General features: G+C 65.8%; 11 protein-coding genes. 4 read left to right on the top strand and 7 right to left on the bottom strand.

All coding sequences use genetic code 11. The annotated features are described in order from the left end of the window. Positions 1 to 2 precede the first annotated feature (2 nt). Genes CK489_RS04340 through CK489_RS04330 form a run of 3 tightly spaced genes read left to right on the top strand, consistent with a single transcriptional unit; the run spans position 3 to position 3,925 of the window. The gene (locus CK489_RS04340) at positions 3 to 1,112 is read left to right on the top strand and encodes a microcin C ABC transporter permease YejB (protein WP_050628263.1); all 1,110 of its coding nucleotides are present in this window, start codon (positions 3 to 5) and stop codon (positions 1,110 to 1,112) included. Beyond that, positions 1,112 to 2,296 (top strand): ABC transporter permease, encoded by a 1,185-nt coding sequence (locus tag CK489_RS04335; protein ID WP_095731412.1) that lies wholly within the window; start codon positions 1,112 to 1,114, stop codon positions 2,294 to 2,296. The genes CK489_RS04340 and CK489_RS04335 overlap by 1 nt, the downstream gene beginning before the upstream one ends. Positions 2,297 to 2,299: 3 nt before the next feature. Continuing rightward, on the top strand, positions 2,300 to 3,925 hold the full coding sequence (locus CK489_RS04330) for an ABC transporter ATP-binding protein (RefSeq protein ID WP_095731411.1): 1,626 nt from the start codon (positions 2,300 to 2,302) through the stop codon (positions 3,923 to 3,925). A 115-nt stretch (positions 3,926 to 4,040) separates the two neighbouring features. Here CK489_RS04330 and CK489_RS04325 read toward each other — a convergent pair whose 3' ends face one another. Further along, the gene (locus CK489_RS04325) at positions 4,041 to 4,883 is read right to left on the bottom strand and encodes a C40 family peptidase (protein ID WP_095731410.1); all 843 of its coding nucleotides are present in this window, start codon (positions 4,881 to 4,883) and stop codon (positions 4,041 to 4,043) included. After that, positions 4,876 to 6,255: a leucyl aminopeptidase family protein gene (locus tag CK489_RS04320; protein WP_095731409.1), complete on the bottom strand. Its 1,380-nt coding sequence runs from the start codon at positions 6,253 to 6,255 to the stop codon at positions 4,876 to 4,878. Before CK489_RS04320 ends, CK489_RS04325 begins: the two co-directional genes overlap by 8 nt. 208 nt (positions 6,256 to 6,463) lie before the next feature. Between CK489_RS04320 and CK489_RS04315 the strand changes: the two genes are divergently transcribed. Then, the gene (locus CK489_RS04315) at positions 6,464 to 7,261 is read left to right on the top strand and encodes a tetratricopeptide repeat protein (protein ID WP_095731408.1); all 798 of its coding nucleotides are present in this window, start codon (positions 6,464 to 6,466) and stop codon (positions 7,259 to 7,261) included. A gap of 113 nt (positions 7,262 to 7,374) precedes the next feature. On the opposite strand, the gene CK489_RS04310 is transcribed toward CK489_RS04315, so the two are convergent. Genes CK489_RS04310 through CK489_RS04290 form a run of 5 tightly spaced genes read right to left on the bottom strand, consistent with a single transcriptional unit; the run spans position 7,375 to position 12,856 of the window. Next, positions 7,375 to 8,349 carry a type II secretion system F family protein gene (locus CK489_RS04310; RefSeq protein WP_095731407.1) on the bottom strand — a complete coding sequence of 325 codons (975 nt, stop codon included), beginning with the start codon at positions 8,347 to 8,349 and terminating at the stop codon, positions 7,375 to 7,377. 9 nt (positions 8,350 to 8,358) lie between these two features. Further along, on the bottom strand, positions 8,359 to 9,336 hold the full coding sequence (locus tag CK489_RS04305; protein ID WP_050628268.1) for a type II secretion system F family protein: 978 nt from the start codon (positions 9,334 to 9,336) through the stop codon (positions 8,359 to 8,361). Positions 9,337 to 9,347: 11 nt separating this feature from the next. Continuing rightward, positions 9,348 to 10,814, bottom strand: coding sequence for a TadA family conjugal transfer-associated ATPase (locus tag CK489_RS04300; RefSeq protein WP_094193933.1), 1,467 nt, complete (start codon positions 10,812 to 10,814; stop codon positions 9,348 to 9,350). A 24-nt stretch (positions 10,815 to 10,838) separates the two neighbouring features. Continuing rightward, positions 10,839 to 12,107, bottom strand: a complete 1,269-nt coding sequence (locus tag CK489_RS04295; protein WP_095731406.1) for a CpaE/TadZ family protein — start codon at positions 12,105 to 12,107, stop codon at positions 10,839 to 10,841. Further along, positions 12,104 to 12,856, bottom strand: coding sequence for a CpaD family pilus assembly protein (locus tag CK489_RS04290; protein WP_095731405.1), 753 nt, complete (start codon positions 12,854 to 12,856; stop codon positions 12,104 to 12,106). Before CK489_RS04290 ends, CK489_RS04295 begins: the two co-directional genes overlap by 4 nt. Positions 12,857 to 12,859 lie beyond the last annotated feature (3 nt).

The following is a 12,859-nucleotide window of genomic DNA, read 5'->3' as shown; positions in this document are numbered from 1 at the left end:
CGATGAGCGCCTATATCGCCCGACGTGTCCTGCTGATGCTGCCGACGCTGCTCGGCATCTTGTTTGTCTCGTTCGTCGTCGTGCAGTTTGCCCCTGGCGGTCCGGTCGAGCGTGTCATCGCGCAGATCAACGGCGCCGACACCGGCGGCACCTCGCGCGTGTCGGGTGGCGGTGGCGATTTCGGCGCGCAGCGTGGCCAGGGCGCCGCAGCGGCCGGCGCCGTCAACTCGAAGTATCGCGGCGCGCAGGGGCTCGACCCTGACTTCATCAAGAAGCTCGAGGTGCAGTTCGGTTTCGACAAGCCGGCGCCGGAGCGGTTCGCGCTGATGGTGTGGAATTTCGCGCGGTTCGACTTCGGCAACAGCTATTTCCGCAGCGTCAGCGTGCTGCAGCTGATCAAGGAAAAGCTGCCGGTCTCGATGTCGCTCGGCATCTGGATGACGCTCCTGACCTACCTGATCTCGATCCCGCTCGGCATTCGCAAGGCGGTGAAGGACGGCTCGCGGTTCGATACCTGGACCTCGGCCGTGATCATCATCGGCTTCGCGATTCCCGGCTTCCTGTTCGCGATCCTGCTGATCGTGCTGTTCGCGGGCGGCTCGTTCCTCAACATCTTCCCGCTGCGCGGCCTGACCTCGGACGGTTGGTCGCAATTCCCCTGGTACTGGAAGATCATCGACTATTTCTGGCATCTCACGCTGCCGCTGGTGTCGATGGCGCTCGGCGCCTTCGCCACCATGACGCTGCTGACCAAGAACTCGTTCCTCGACGAGATCCGCAAGCAATATGTGATGACCGCGCGCGCCAAGGGCTGCAGCGAGCGCCAGGTGCTGTACGGCCATGTCTTCCGCAATGCGATGTTGATCGTGATCGCGGGTTTCCCGGGCGCGTTCATCCACGCGTTCTTCTCGGGCTCGCTGCTGATCGAGACGATCTTTTCACTCGATGGGCTCGGCCTGCTCGGCTTCGAGAGCGTCCTGAACCGCGACTATCCGGTGGTGTTCGGAACGCTGTTCATCTTCTCGCTGGTCGGACTGGTGGTCAATCTGATCTCCGATCTCGCCTATATGTGGATCGATCCCCGGATCGACTTCGAGGCGCGGGAGGTCTGATGACGCTGCTCGCGCCCCAGCCGGTCGAGACCTCGACGCAATCGCCGCTCGGCGAGGCCGTGCCCGCCACGCGCCACGGCTTCTCGCCGTCGCCGCTGAACAAGCGGCGCTGGCAGAACTTCAAGGCGAACCGCCGCGGCTACTGGTCGTTCTGGATATTCCTCTTCCTGTTCGTGGCGTCGCTGTTCGCCAATGTCATCGCCAACGACAAGCCGCTGGTCGTCAAATATGACGGGCGTCTGTACTGGCCGGTGATCTTCACCTATGCCGAGACTACGTTCGGCGGCGACTTCGAGACCGCGGCCGACTATCGCGATCCTTATCTGCAGAAGCAGATTGCCGCCAAGGGCGGCAGCATGATCTGGCCGCCGATCCGCTACTCCTATGACAGCCGCAACCTCGACCCGCCGACGGCGGTGCCGTCGAAGCCGACCTGGCTGCTGACCGAGAAGGAGTGCGCGGACGTGGTGAAGCGCAAGGGCCTGACCGGCTGCCGCGACCTCGAATACAATTGGCTCGGCACCGACGATCAGGGTCGCGACGTGGTCGCGCGGCTGATCTACGGCTTCCGCATCTCGGTGCTGTTCGGCCTGATTCTGACCATCCTGTCCTCGATCATTGGCATCGCCGCCGGCGGCGTGCAGGGCTATTTCGGCGGCTGGACCGATCTGATCTTCCAGCGGCTGATCGAGATCTGGACCGCGATCCCCTCACTTTATCTGCTCCTGATCATCTCGGCGGTGCTGCCGCCCGGTTTCTTCATCCTGCTCGGCATCCTCCTGCTGTTCTCATGGGTCTCGCTGGTCGGCCTCGTGCGCGCCGAATTCCTGCGCGGTCGCAACTTCGAATACATCCAGGCGGCGCGCGCGCTCGGCGTCTCCAACGGCGTCATCATGTTCCGCCATTTGCTGCCCAACGCGATGGTCGCGACCATGACGTTTCTGCCCTTCATCGTCTCGTCGTCGGTGATGACGCTGACGGCGCTGGACTTCCTCGGCTTCGGGCTGCCGCCCGGTTCGCCCTCGCTCGGTGAATTGCTGTCGCAGGGCAAGGCCAATGTGCAGGCGCCATGGCTCGGCCTCACCGGCTTCTTCTCGGTCGCGATCATGCTGTCGCTCTTGATCTTCATCGGCGAAGCCGCGCGCGACGCCTTCGATCCGCGCAAGACGTTCTCGAAGGGCTGAGGCATGGACGCGATCAACCAGCCGCTGCTCGATGTCCGTGACCTCTCGGTCGCCTTCGGCCGTTCGCTTGCGGTCGACGGCATCTCGTTCTCGATCAAGCGCGGCGAGTGCGTCGCGCTGGTCGGCGAATCCGGTTCGGGGAAATCCGTCAGTGCGCTGTCGGTGCTGAAGCTGCTGCCCTATCCGACGGCCTCGCATCCCTCCGGCGCGATCCGGTTCCGCGGCCGCGATCTGCTGGCCGCATCCGACCAGGAGATGCGCGAGGTCCGCGGCAACGACATCTCGATCATCTTCCAGGAGCCGATGACCTCGCTCAATCCGCTCCAGACCATCGAGACCCAGATCGGCGAGATCCTGTCGCTGCATCGGGGCGTCAGTGGCACGGCGGCGCGGGCGCGGACGCTGGAACTGCTCGGCCAGGTCGGCATCCCCGAGCCGGAGACCCGGCTGAAGAGCTATCCGCACCAATTGTCCGGCGGCCAGCGCCAGCGCGTGATGATCGCGATGGCGCTCGCCAACGAGCCCGATCTCTTGATCGCGGACGAGCCGACCACCGCGCTAGACGTCACCGTGCAGGCGCAGATCCTGGCGCTATTGGCCGAGATCCGTGCTCGGCTCGGCATGAGCCTCTTGTTCATCACCCACGATCTCGGCATCGTCCGCCGCATCGCCGACACGGTCTGCGTGATGAACAGCGGCAAGATCGTCGAGCAGGGCCCGGTCGAGCAGGTCTTCACCGCCCCGCAGCACGCCTATACCAAGGCGCTGCTGGCGGCCGAGCCGAAGCCGGATCCGGCGCCGCCGCAGCCCGGCGCGCCGGTCGTGATGTCGGCGGACAATCTCAAGGTCTGGTTTCCGATCAAGCGCGGGCTGCTGCGCTCGACCGTCGGCCACATCAAGGCGGTCGATGGCGTCAGCCTCGCGGTGCGCAAGGGCGAGACGCTCGGCGTGGTCGGTGAATCCGGCTCCGGCAAGACCACGCTCGGGCTCGCGCTGCTCAGGCTGATTTCGTCCGACGGCCCGATCGTGTTCCTCGGCAACGATATCCAGGGGCTGCGCTTCAAGCAGATGCGGCCGTTCCGCCGCGACATGCAGATCGTGTTCCAGGACCCGTTCGGCTCGCTCAGCCCGCGCATGTCGGTGGCCGACATCATCGCCGAAGGGCTCGAGGTGCACCAGACACAGCTCTCGCGCGAGGAGCGCGAGGTGCGGGTGATCAAGGCATTGAAGGATGTCGGGCTCGATCCGGAATGGCGGTTTCGCTATCCGCATGAATTCTCCGGCGGCCAGCGCCAGCGCATCTCGATCGCCCGCGCGGTCGTGCTGGAGCCGAACTTCGTCGTGCTGGACGAGCCGACCAGTGCGCTCGACATGCTGTTCCAGGCCCAGATGGTCGATCTGCTGCGCGACCTGCAGCGCAAGCGCGATCTCACCTACATGTTCATCTCGCACGATCTGCGCGTGGTTGCCTCGCTGGCGAGCCATCTGATCGTGATGAAGTCCGGCAAGGTCGAGGAGGAGGGGCCGGCCTCCGAGCTGTTCAAGAATCCGAAGAGCGACTACACCCGCGCGCTGTTCGCCGCTGCGTTCCGGCATGAAGCGGAGGGCGGAGGGACGGTGGCGACGTAGCCTGCGCTCGTCATTCCGGGGCTCGCGAAGCGAGAACCCGGCATCCATCGAGCCGCACGTTCAATGGATGAATGGATTCCGGGCTCGACGCTGCGCGCCGCCCGAAATGACGCGATCAAAGCCGCTTGATTGCCACGACCTCGCTGCCGGCGGCCTTGATCCGCGCGATCGCGGCCTGCGTGTTCTCCACGACCGTCGCCATGTGATGCGCATTGGCGTGAACGATCGTCGTCGCATCGCGCGCAATCGCGACATGGCCTTTCCAGAAGATCAGATCGCCACGCTGCAGATGCTTCGATTCTGCTGAAGCCAATTCGCCGCCGAGTCCCTCCTGCTGCATGTCGCTGTCGCGCGGGCAGCCGGTGCCTGAGGCCGTCAGCGCGATCTGCACCAGACCGGAGCAGTCGATGCCGAGGCTCGACTTGCCGCCCCAGAGATAGGGCGTGCCGACGAATTGCTCGGCGATGGCGACGAAATCCGGCGCCATCGTGTCGAGCGGCGCGAGATGCCGACGCGGCAGGTGCCAGCCCTCGCGGGTCACCGCGAAGGCGCCGTCCTCGCGGACGATTGCGAGCTTGCTGCCCAGCGCCAGCGCCTCGACCGGCGGCAGCTTGATCGACGGCCTCGGAAACGCCAACGTGCGCAGCGCCGTCACCTTATGCGTGGGCGCGGCGCCGGGCTTGGCGAGCGTGGCCTCGGGAATCCAGCCGACATAACCGTCATCGGCGAGCTGGCCCCAAGCCCAGCCTTCGCCGTTGCGGTCGTAGATCGTGACGCGCTCGCCGCGCAGCGCCTGCGTCATCTGTTCGGCATCGGCCGCCGGCGCCCGCCGCAGCGGCGCGATGGCATCCATGACCTCGAAGGTCTCGCCTTCCACGAAGCGTGCAGCCTTGACCTTGCCCTCGAGATATTTCGCGGCGACGTCGTCGCGGGCGGGAGTGAGGCGGGGATCATCCATAACGCTGACTCAGCAACTTGTAGATCGCGCGCGCGGCCTGGCACTCGCCGCCTTCGGGGCGGCCGGGCTTTGCGGATGGCGTCCAGCCGTAGATGTCGACATGCAGCCAGCTCCTGGCGTGCTCGACGAAGCGCTGCAGGAACAGCGCGCAGGTGATCGAGCCCGCAAAACCGCCTGATGGCGCGTTGGTGATGTCAGCGGTCTTGGAGTCGAGCCAAACATCGTACGCCGGCCAAAGCGGCATCCGCCACAACGGGTCGTTCTCGCTCCTTGCACACGTCGCGACGTCGCCGGCGAGCGCCTCGTCATTGGTGTAGAACGGCGGCAAATCCGGGCCCAGCGCCACCCGCGCCGCGCCGGTCAGCGTGCCGAGATCGACCAGCAGATCCGGTGTTTCCTCGTCGGCCAGCGCCAGCGCATCGGCGAGCACCAGCCGTCCCTCGGCGTCGGTGTTGCCGATCTCGACGGTGATGCCCTTGCGCGACTTGAAGATGTCGAGCGGGCGGAACGCGTTGCCGGCAACCGCATTCTCGACCGCCGGGATCAGCACGCGCAGCCGCACCTTCAGCTTTGCGTCCATCACCATCTGTGCCAGCGCCAGCACATTGGCGGCGCCGCCCATGTCCTTCTTCATCAGCAGCATGCCGCTCGACGGCTTGAGGTCGAGCCCGCCGGTGTCGAAGCAGACGCCCTTGCCGACCAGCGTCACCTTGGGATGGGCCGGATCGCCCCAGCTCAGATCGATCAGCCGCGGCGCGCGCGTCGACGCCATGCCGACGGCGTGGATCAGCGGGAAGTTCTGCGCGAGCTCGTCGCCGTCGATGCAATTAAAGGTGGCGCCGAACCGGCTTGCGAGATCGCGCGCCACTTCGGCGAGCTCGGCTGGGCCCATGTCGTTGGACGGCGTGTTGATGAGGTCGCGCGCCAGCGCCGCGGCGTCCGCCATCCGCGCGATCTCGGCGGTGTCGACGCCGTCGGGCGGCATCAGGCGGACCTCGGGGGCCTTGTTCTTGCGATAGCGGCCGAAGCGGTAGCAGCCGAGCGCGAAGGCGAGCGCGGCGAGTTGCGTGTCATGCGGCGCATTGGCAAAGCGGTAGACGCCCGGCGGCAGCAGGCCCGGCAGGGCGCCGGGCCGGAACGGATCGCGCGCCTTGTGGTCGGCATCCTCGAGGCCGAACAGCACCTGCGCAATGCCGCCGTCGGTCGCCGGCAGGGCAAGGGATTTGCCGGGCTTGGCCTCAAACCCGTTGGCCTCGGCGAACTGGCGCGCCGGCGCCGGCAATTCGCTGCGGATCGCATCCCAAGTCGCCTTGGTAACGAAGGTGATCGGCGTGACGGCGGTCGTGGGTGCGGTCTCGAATACGGATGGCATGCGGCTCTCGGCTGTTCTGGCGTCGTGGGTCGCTACTACACGCCTTTCACGGCGGAAGGTAGCGCGCCCGCGGTTGACGTGACCTGCGGGATTGGAACCGGGCGCGCCGGCCGGCGGTGCCGGGCAGTTAACCAGACGTTAGGGTTAACAGTCTATTGCTGGCACGCTCAGTTGGATCCATTCGCCCGATTTCGTGAGTCACAGTGCCATGCGTCGACAGTCCAATTTGACCCGGCATCTCGCTTCCGCAGCCCTCATGACGGTCTTGGCCGCCGGGCTTGGCGGTTGCCAGACCATGTCCGACGTGACCGGATCGATCGCGTCGCGCTCGGATCCAACGCCCGACGATCCACGTCGCGCCGTCGAGCTCTATGGCGAGCGCTATCGCAAGAACCCCAAGGATGTCGACGCGGCGATCGCCTACGGCCAGGCGTTGCGCATGACCGGACAGCGTTCGCAGGCTTGCGCCGTGCTGGAGCAGGCCACGCTCGCCAGCCCCGGCAGCAAGCCGCTGCTCGCCGCCTATGGCCGTGCGCTCGCCGACAACGGTAATTCGCAGGCCGCGTTCGACGTGCTGAGCCGTGCGCACAGCCCGGACAATCCGGACTGGCGGATCCTGTCGGTGCAGGGCACCACACTCGACAAGTTGAACCGGCACGAGGAAGCGCGGCGCTATTACGCGAGTGCGCTGCGGTTGGCTCCGGACGAGCCGTCGGTGCTGTCCAATCTCGGTCTCTCCTACATGCTGACCAAGGAATTGCCGAAGGCAGAAGAGACGCTGCGCCAGGCCTATGCCAGCGCCCGCGCCGACACCCGCATCCGGCAGAACCTTGCGCTGGTGGTCGGCCTGCAGGGCCGCTTCACGGAGGCCGAAACCATCGTCAAGGCCGACCTGCCGGCGGATGAGGCGGCGGCCAACGTCGCCTATCTCCGCGACATGTTGAACCGCAAGGACGGGCCGCGGACCGCATCACGCGCCACACCTGTCGTCGCCAAGGACGACTAGCTCTCCGCGCTTTCTGCGCTCGATAGCGAAGCTCTCGGCTCGCGAAGCTCATGTGCGCACAAAAGAAAACGCCCGGCATTGCCGGGCGTTTTCGTAGGCGCTGCTTGTGCAGCTCAGTGCATCGTGGCGATCTTGATGTAGGACGGCCCGAGGATCACGATGAACAGGCAGGGCAGGAAGAACAGGATCATCGGCACGGTCAGCTTGGGCGGCAGCGCCGCGGCTTTCTTCTCGGCTTCGTTCATGCGCATGTCGCGGTTTTCCTGCGCCATCACGCGCAGGCTCTGCCCGAGCGGCGTGCCGTAACGTTCGGATTGCTGCAAGGCCATGCAGACCGACTTCACGCCTTCGAGGCCGGTGCGGCGCGCCAGGTTCTCGTAGGCGGACTTGCGGTCCTGCAGGTAGGACAATTCCGCGGTTGTCAGCGCGAACTCCTCCGACAGCGCGATCGACTGTCCGACGATCTCGTTGGCGACCTTGCGGAACGCGACCTCGACCGACATGCCCGACTCGATGCAGATCAGCAGCAGGTCGAGTGAATCAGGGAAGGCGCGCTTGATCTGGAGTTGGCGCTTGGAGATCGCATTCTTCAGGAACAGCATCGGCGCCTGCAGGCCGGCATAGGCCGCGCCGACGCAAATGCCGATCTTGAGCGTCAGCGACCAGGTCGCGCCCGCGATGAAGAAAGTGTAGATGATTGCGGCGATCAGCATCAGAACCGGCGTGATCGCCCGCGCTGCCAGGAAGTAGACATACGGCGCATGGCCGCGATAGCCGGCCATCACGAGCTTCTCGATTGCCGCTTCCTGAGCCAGCCATTTGGTGAGGTTCAGGTCATCCACCATCTTGGAGACGGCCTGCCTCGGCGTCTGGCGCAGCGTCACCTTTTCCGACTTGGCCAGGCGTTCGCGTTCGCGCTGCCGGAGGCGTTCGCGCTCGCTGGCGACGGCCTTCATCCGCTTGTTGAGGTCGCCGCCGGCGAGCAGCGGCATCACCAGCGTGTAGACCGTCGCGCTTGCCGCGAAGAAGGCAAGCAGCATGGTCATGAACCTGACGTCGTGGAGCTTGGCGACCAGAATATCAATCATGCTGCACCGTCAGAAATCGAAGTTGATCATCTTCTTCATCACCAGCACGCCGCACGTCATCCAGAGCGCGCAGCCAACCAGCATCAGCTGGCCCATCGAGTTCGTCCACAGCAGGGCGATGTAGTCCGGCGTCGTGAGGAACACGAGGATCATCACGATCGGTGGCAGCGAGCCGATGATGGCGGCAGAGGCCTTCGCTTCCATCGACATTGCCTGGATCTTCTCGGCCATCTTCTTGCGGTCGCGCAGCACCCGCGACAAATTGCCGAGCGCTTCGGACAAGTTGCCGCCGGACTTCTGCTGGATCGCGATCACGATGCCGAAGAAGTTCGCCTCCGGCAGCGGCATGCGCTCGTAGAGCCGGGCGCAGGCCTCGCCGAGCGGCATGCCGATCGCCTGGGTCTCGATGATCGCGAGGAACTCGCTGCGCAGCGGCTCGGGCGCGTCGTTGACCACCGCCTTGAGCGATTCGAACAGCGGTAGGCCGGCCTTGATGCCGCGCACGATGACGTCGACGGCGTCGGGCAGTGCCTTCAGGAATGCTTTCTCGCGGCGCTTCTTCAGGAAGCCGAGCAGCCAGCGCGGAGCGCCGAGGCCCATTGCGAAGCCGATGCCGGCCGCACCGAGCAGTCCCCCGCCGACCATGAAGGCCGTGCCGAACCCGAACAGGCCGAGGGCGCCGGAGATCATCCAGAATTTCTGCTCCGACCACTCCAGTCCGGCCTGCGAGATGCGGACGCCGAGCGGGACTTTCTTGTCCTTCTGCCGCCGCGCCTCGAGCTCCTTCAGCGACCCTTCGACCTGCTCGCGGCGGGAGCGCTGCGTGCGCTCACTGCCTCGTGTCGTCGACTGCTCGTTGCGCGCCACTGATGCACGGCGCGACTCGGCCTTCTTTTCCCCAGAGAGGTAGGGATACAGGAAGACCCAGGCGATGCCGCCCACGGTGGTGGCGGCGAGGAAGGCCAGAGCGAGCGTTTGCGTCTGCATCCTGCGCTCCCCTAGACCGGCGCCGGCGAGTCGGAGGCGTCCAGCGCCGCCGCCAGCCGCTTCTCTTCATTGTAGTAGCGCGCCCGCTCCCAGAAGCGCGGCCGGCCGATGCCGGTCGAGCGGTGCTTGCCGATGATCTTGCCGTTGGCGTCTTCCCCGACCACGTCGTAGAGGAAGATGTCCTGGGTGATGATGGTGTCGCCTTCCATGCCCATCACCTCGGTGATGTGGGTGATGCGGCGCGAACCGTCGCGCAGGCGCGCGGCCTGCACGATGATGTCGACCGAGGCGCAGATCATCTCGCGAATGGTGCGTGAGGGAAGCGAGAAGCCGCCCATCGTGATCATGGATTCGCAGCGCGACAGGGCTTCGCGGGGATTGTTGGCGTGCAGCGTGCCCATCGAGCCGTCGTGGCCGGTGTTCATCGCCTGCAACAGGTCGAATGCCTCGGGTCCGCGGACTTCGCCGACGATGATGCGCTCGGGACGCATACGCAGGCAGTTGCGTACCAGCTCGCGCATCGTGACCTGGCCCTCGCCTTCGATGTTCGGTGGCCGGGTTTCCAGCCTCACGACATGCGGCTGCTGCAGCTGAAGTTCGGCGGCGTCTTCGCAGGTGATGATGCGTTCGTCGTGCTCGATATAGTTGGTCAGGCAGTTCAGCAGCGTGGTCTTGCCCGAACCGGTACCGCCCGAGATGATCACGTTGCAGCGGACCCGGCCGATGATCTGCAGGATGGTCGCCCCTTCCGGCGTGATCGCGCCGAACTTGACGAGCTGCTCCAGCGTCAGTTTGTCCTTCTTGAATTTGCGGATGGTGAGCGCGGGTCCGTCGATCGCCAGCGGCGGCACGATGGCGTTGACGCGCGAGCCGTCGGCGAGGCGGGCGTCGCAGATCGGCGAGGATTCGTCGACGCGCCGGCCGACCTGGCTGACGATGCGCTGGCAGATGTTGAGTAGCTGCTGGTTGTCGCGAAAGCGGATGCCGGTGCGCTGGATCTTGCCGGCGACTTCGATGAACACGGTGCCTGCGCCGTTGACCATGATGTCGGCGATGTCGTCGCGCGACAGCAGGGGCTCCAGCGGTCCGTAGCCGAGCACGTCGTTGCAGATGTCGTCGAGCAGCTCTTCCTGCTCGGCGATCGACATCACGATGTTCTTGATCGCGATGATCTCGTTGACGATGTCGCGGATTTCCTCGCGCGCCGACTCGCTGTCCAGCTTGGCGAGCTGGGCAAGGTCGATCGCCTCGATCAGGGCGCCGAAGATCGTTGCCTTGACCTGATAGTAGTTGTCCGAGCGGCGGGCTTCGACGGCGGGAGCCGGCGGCGGCGGCTTGGCAGGGGCAAGCGGCGGCGACGAGATCGTCGGGGCGGCGGGCTCGCGCGCCATCGGCGACGATCCGGCAGGCTCCGGCGTCTGAAAGGCGGGCTTGGGTGCCCGCAAATCCCCATCGTTTCCGCTACGCTTACCAAACACGACGTCTTGACTCCACGCGGACCACTATTTGGACCGCAGCTTTTCGAGCAGGGGCGACAGGAAGGACCCCCTCGGCTTCTTGGTTTCGCCGCGGCCTGTCAGCCGCTGCGCCATCTGCAGAAACATCTCGACTGCGCGGTGATTGGCGGAGATCTCCGCGATCATCTGGCCGTTGTTGGCGGCTGAACCGAAGATCTGCGGATCGAACGGGATGGCGGCGATCGGCTGGCTTTCGATCGCCTTGGCGAATTCACCCGCTGCGATCTCCGGACGCTTCGGCACGCCGACCTGGTTCAGGCAGTACAGCGGCGCCCGGTCATTCGGCCGTGACGCCTTCAGGAGGTCGAACATGTTCTTGGCGTTGCGCAGATTGGCGAGATCGGGCGCCGCCACGATCAGGATGTCGTCGGCTGCGATCAGCGCGCGCTTGGTCCAGCCGGACCATTGGTGCGGCACGTCGAGCACGATGCAGGGCATCGTGGTGCGCAGCGTGTCGAAGATCGCATCGAATGCTTCGGCGCCGAAATCGTAGACCTTGTCGAGCGTTGCCGGCGCCGCCAGCAGGCTGAGGTGGTCGGTGCATTTCGACAGCAGGCGGTCGACGAAGGCGGTATCGACGCGGTCCGGCGAGAACACGGCATCGGCGATGCCCTGCGCCGGATCCTGGTTGTAGTTGAGGCCGGCGGTACCGAACGCAAGGTCGAGGTCGGCGACCACGGAATCGAGCGCCAGATCGCGGGCGATCGCCCAGGCAATATTGTGCGCGATCGTCGAGGCGCCGACGCCCCCCTTGGCGCCGACGATGGCGACGACGCGGCCGACCGCCTTGGCTTCCGGCGCCGAGAACAGGTTGCAGACCGCGCGTACCACGTCGATCGCATGTGCCGGCGCAATCACGTAGTCGCTGACGCCGCGGCGCACCAGCTCGCGGTACAGCGTGACGTCGTTGACCCGGCCGATCACGACCACCCTCGTGCCGGCGTCGCACACCGTGGCGAGCTGGTCGAGGCCGGCCAGAATGTCGCTGCGGCCCTCGGTTTCGAGGATGATGACGTTGGGCGTCGGCGCCGAGCGATAGGCCTCGATGGCGGCCGCCATGCCGCCCATCTGGATCTTGAGGTGAGCCTTGGCCAGCCGGCGATCCTCGCCCGCCGACTGCACGGCGGCGGCGGTCTCGACCGTTTCGCAGAACGCCTGAACCGAAACCCGTGGCGCCGGAGCAATATGGTCGTCCACGGCCTGCGGCGGGGCGTCCGTCTGCTCTTCGGAGTTTTGCTGCGCGTAGGTGATCATTTTCCTGTGTCGCTTAGCTTGGCCCTGTCGGCCTCGGGATACGTCGTGGCAGTGGTGGTGCCCTTGCGGTACTTGTCGAAGGCGATGTTGCGGCGCGACGTGTACGCAGGGGTCTCCGCGCGCGGCTGCACGAGGTCGGTCGGGTCTTCGACCATGGCGGCAAGGTTGCGCTGATTGGCGCAGCCGAAATTGTAGTACTGCTTGTTCTGGATGTAGGACCCGTTGTGCATCGACGGGCCGAGATCCTCCGGCCAGAGCCCGCACGGCCCGGCCTCCGCCTTCATCTTGGGATAGTTCACGCGGATCGCAGGCATCAGGCGCGGGTTCTCGGGATGGTACTTGCGCACGAGGATCCCGCGCGGCGGCACGCCGGCCGCGGCAAAGGTCGCCTGGATCTCGCGCAGTGATTCCTGCGCGGGCCGGGCATTCGGCGTGTCGACGGGAACGTCGATGGTGACGGCGCCGGTGCCTTCGCGCATCCAGTCCTGCGCCATTCCCATCACCTCGGCGCGCTGCTCCGCGGTCAGGCCGCCGCGGCTGCGGCCGACGAACACCACGATCGAGCGGTCGGCCTCGGTGACGGCGATCGGGTGACGCAGGCGATAGTCCGCCGGCGAATCCACCATCGCGAAGCTGTTGTCGGCGGCGTGCTGGCAGGCGCCGAGCGTCATGGCAAGGCCGACGAGCGCTCCGGCGAGACTGACGGTGCGCTTGTGATCGGCGGATGGTCTGGGTGTGGTCTGTGTCATCGT

The organism is Bradyrhizobium sp. UFLA03-84 (assembly GCF_002289535.1).
Classification (GTDB): Bacteria; Pseudomonadota; Alphaproteobacteria; order Rhizobiales; family Xanthobacteraceae; genus Bradyrhizobium; species Bradyrhizobium viridifuturi.
The sequence above is the reverse complement of the archived record's forward strand: the minus strand, read 5'-3'. Positions and strand labels throughout refer to the sequence as shown.

Bases quoted from the DNA above. Each gene is read 5' to 3' on its own strand.
- CK489_RS04310 (WP_095731407.1), bottom strand. From the start codon at position 8,349: ATGATTGATATTCTGGTCGCCAAGCTCCACGACGTCAGGTTCATGACC.
- CK489_RS04305 (WP_050628268.1), bottom strand. From the start codon at position 9,336: ATGCAGACGCAAACGCTCGCTCTGGCCTTCCTCGCCGCCACCACCGTG.
- CK489_RS04325 (WP_095731410.1), bottom strand. From the start codon at position 4,883: ATGGATGATCCCCGCCTCACTCCCGCCCGCGACGACGTCGCCGCGAAA.
- CK489_RS04335 (WP_095731412.1), top strand. From the start codon at position 1,112: ATGACGCTGCTCGCGCCCCAGCCGGTCGAGACCTCGACGCAATCGCCG.
- CK489_RS04330 (WP_095731411.1), top strand. From the start codon at position 2,300: ATGGACGCGATCAACCAGCCGCTGCTCGATGTCCGTGACCTCTCGGTC.
- CK489_RS04290 (WP_095731405.1), bottom strand. From the start codon at position 12,856: ATGACACAGACCACACCCAGACCATCCGCCGATCACAAGCGCACCGTC.
- CK489_RS04340 (WP_050628263.1), top strand. From the start codon at position 3: ATGAGCGCCTATATCGCCCGACGTGTCCTGCTGATGCTGCCGACGCTG.
- CK489_RS04315 (WP_095731408.1), top strand. From the start codon at position 6,464: ATGCGTCGACAGTCCAATTTGACCCGGCATCTCGCTTCCGCAGCCCTC.
- CK489_RS04320 (WP_095731409.1), bottom strand. From the start codon at position 6,255: ATGCCATCCGTATTCGAGACCGCACCCACGACCGCCGTCACGCCGATC.
- CK489_RS04295 (WP_095731406.1), bottom strand. From the start codon at position 12,107: ATGATCACCTACGCGCAGCAAAACTCCGAAGAGCAGACGGACGCCCCG.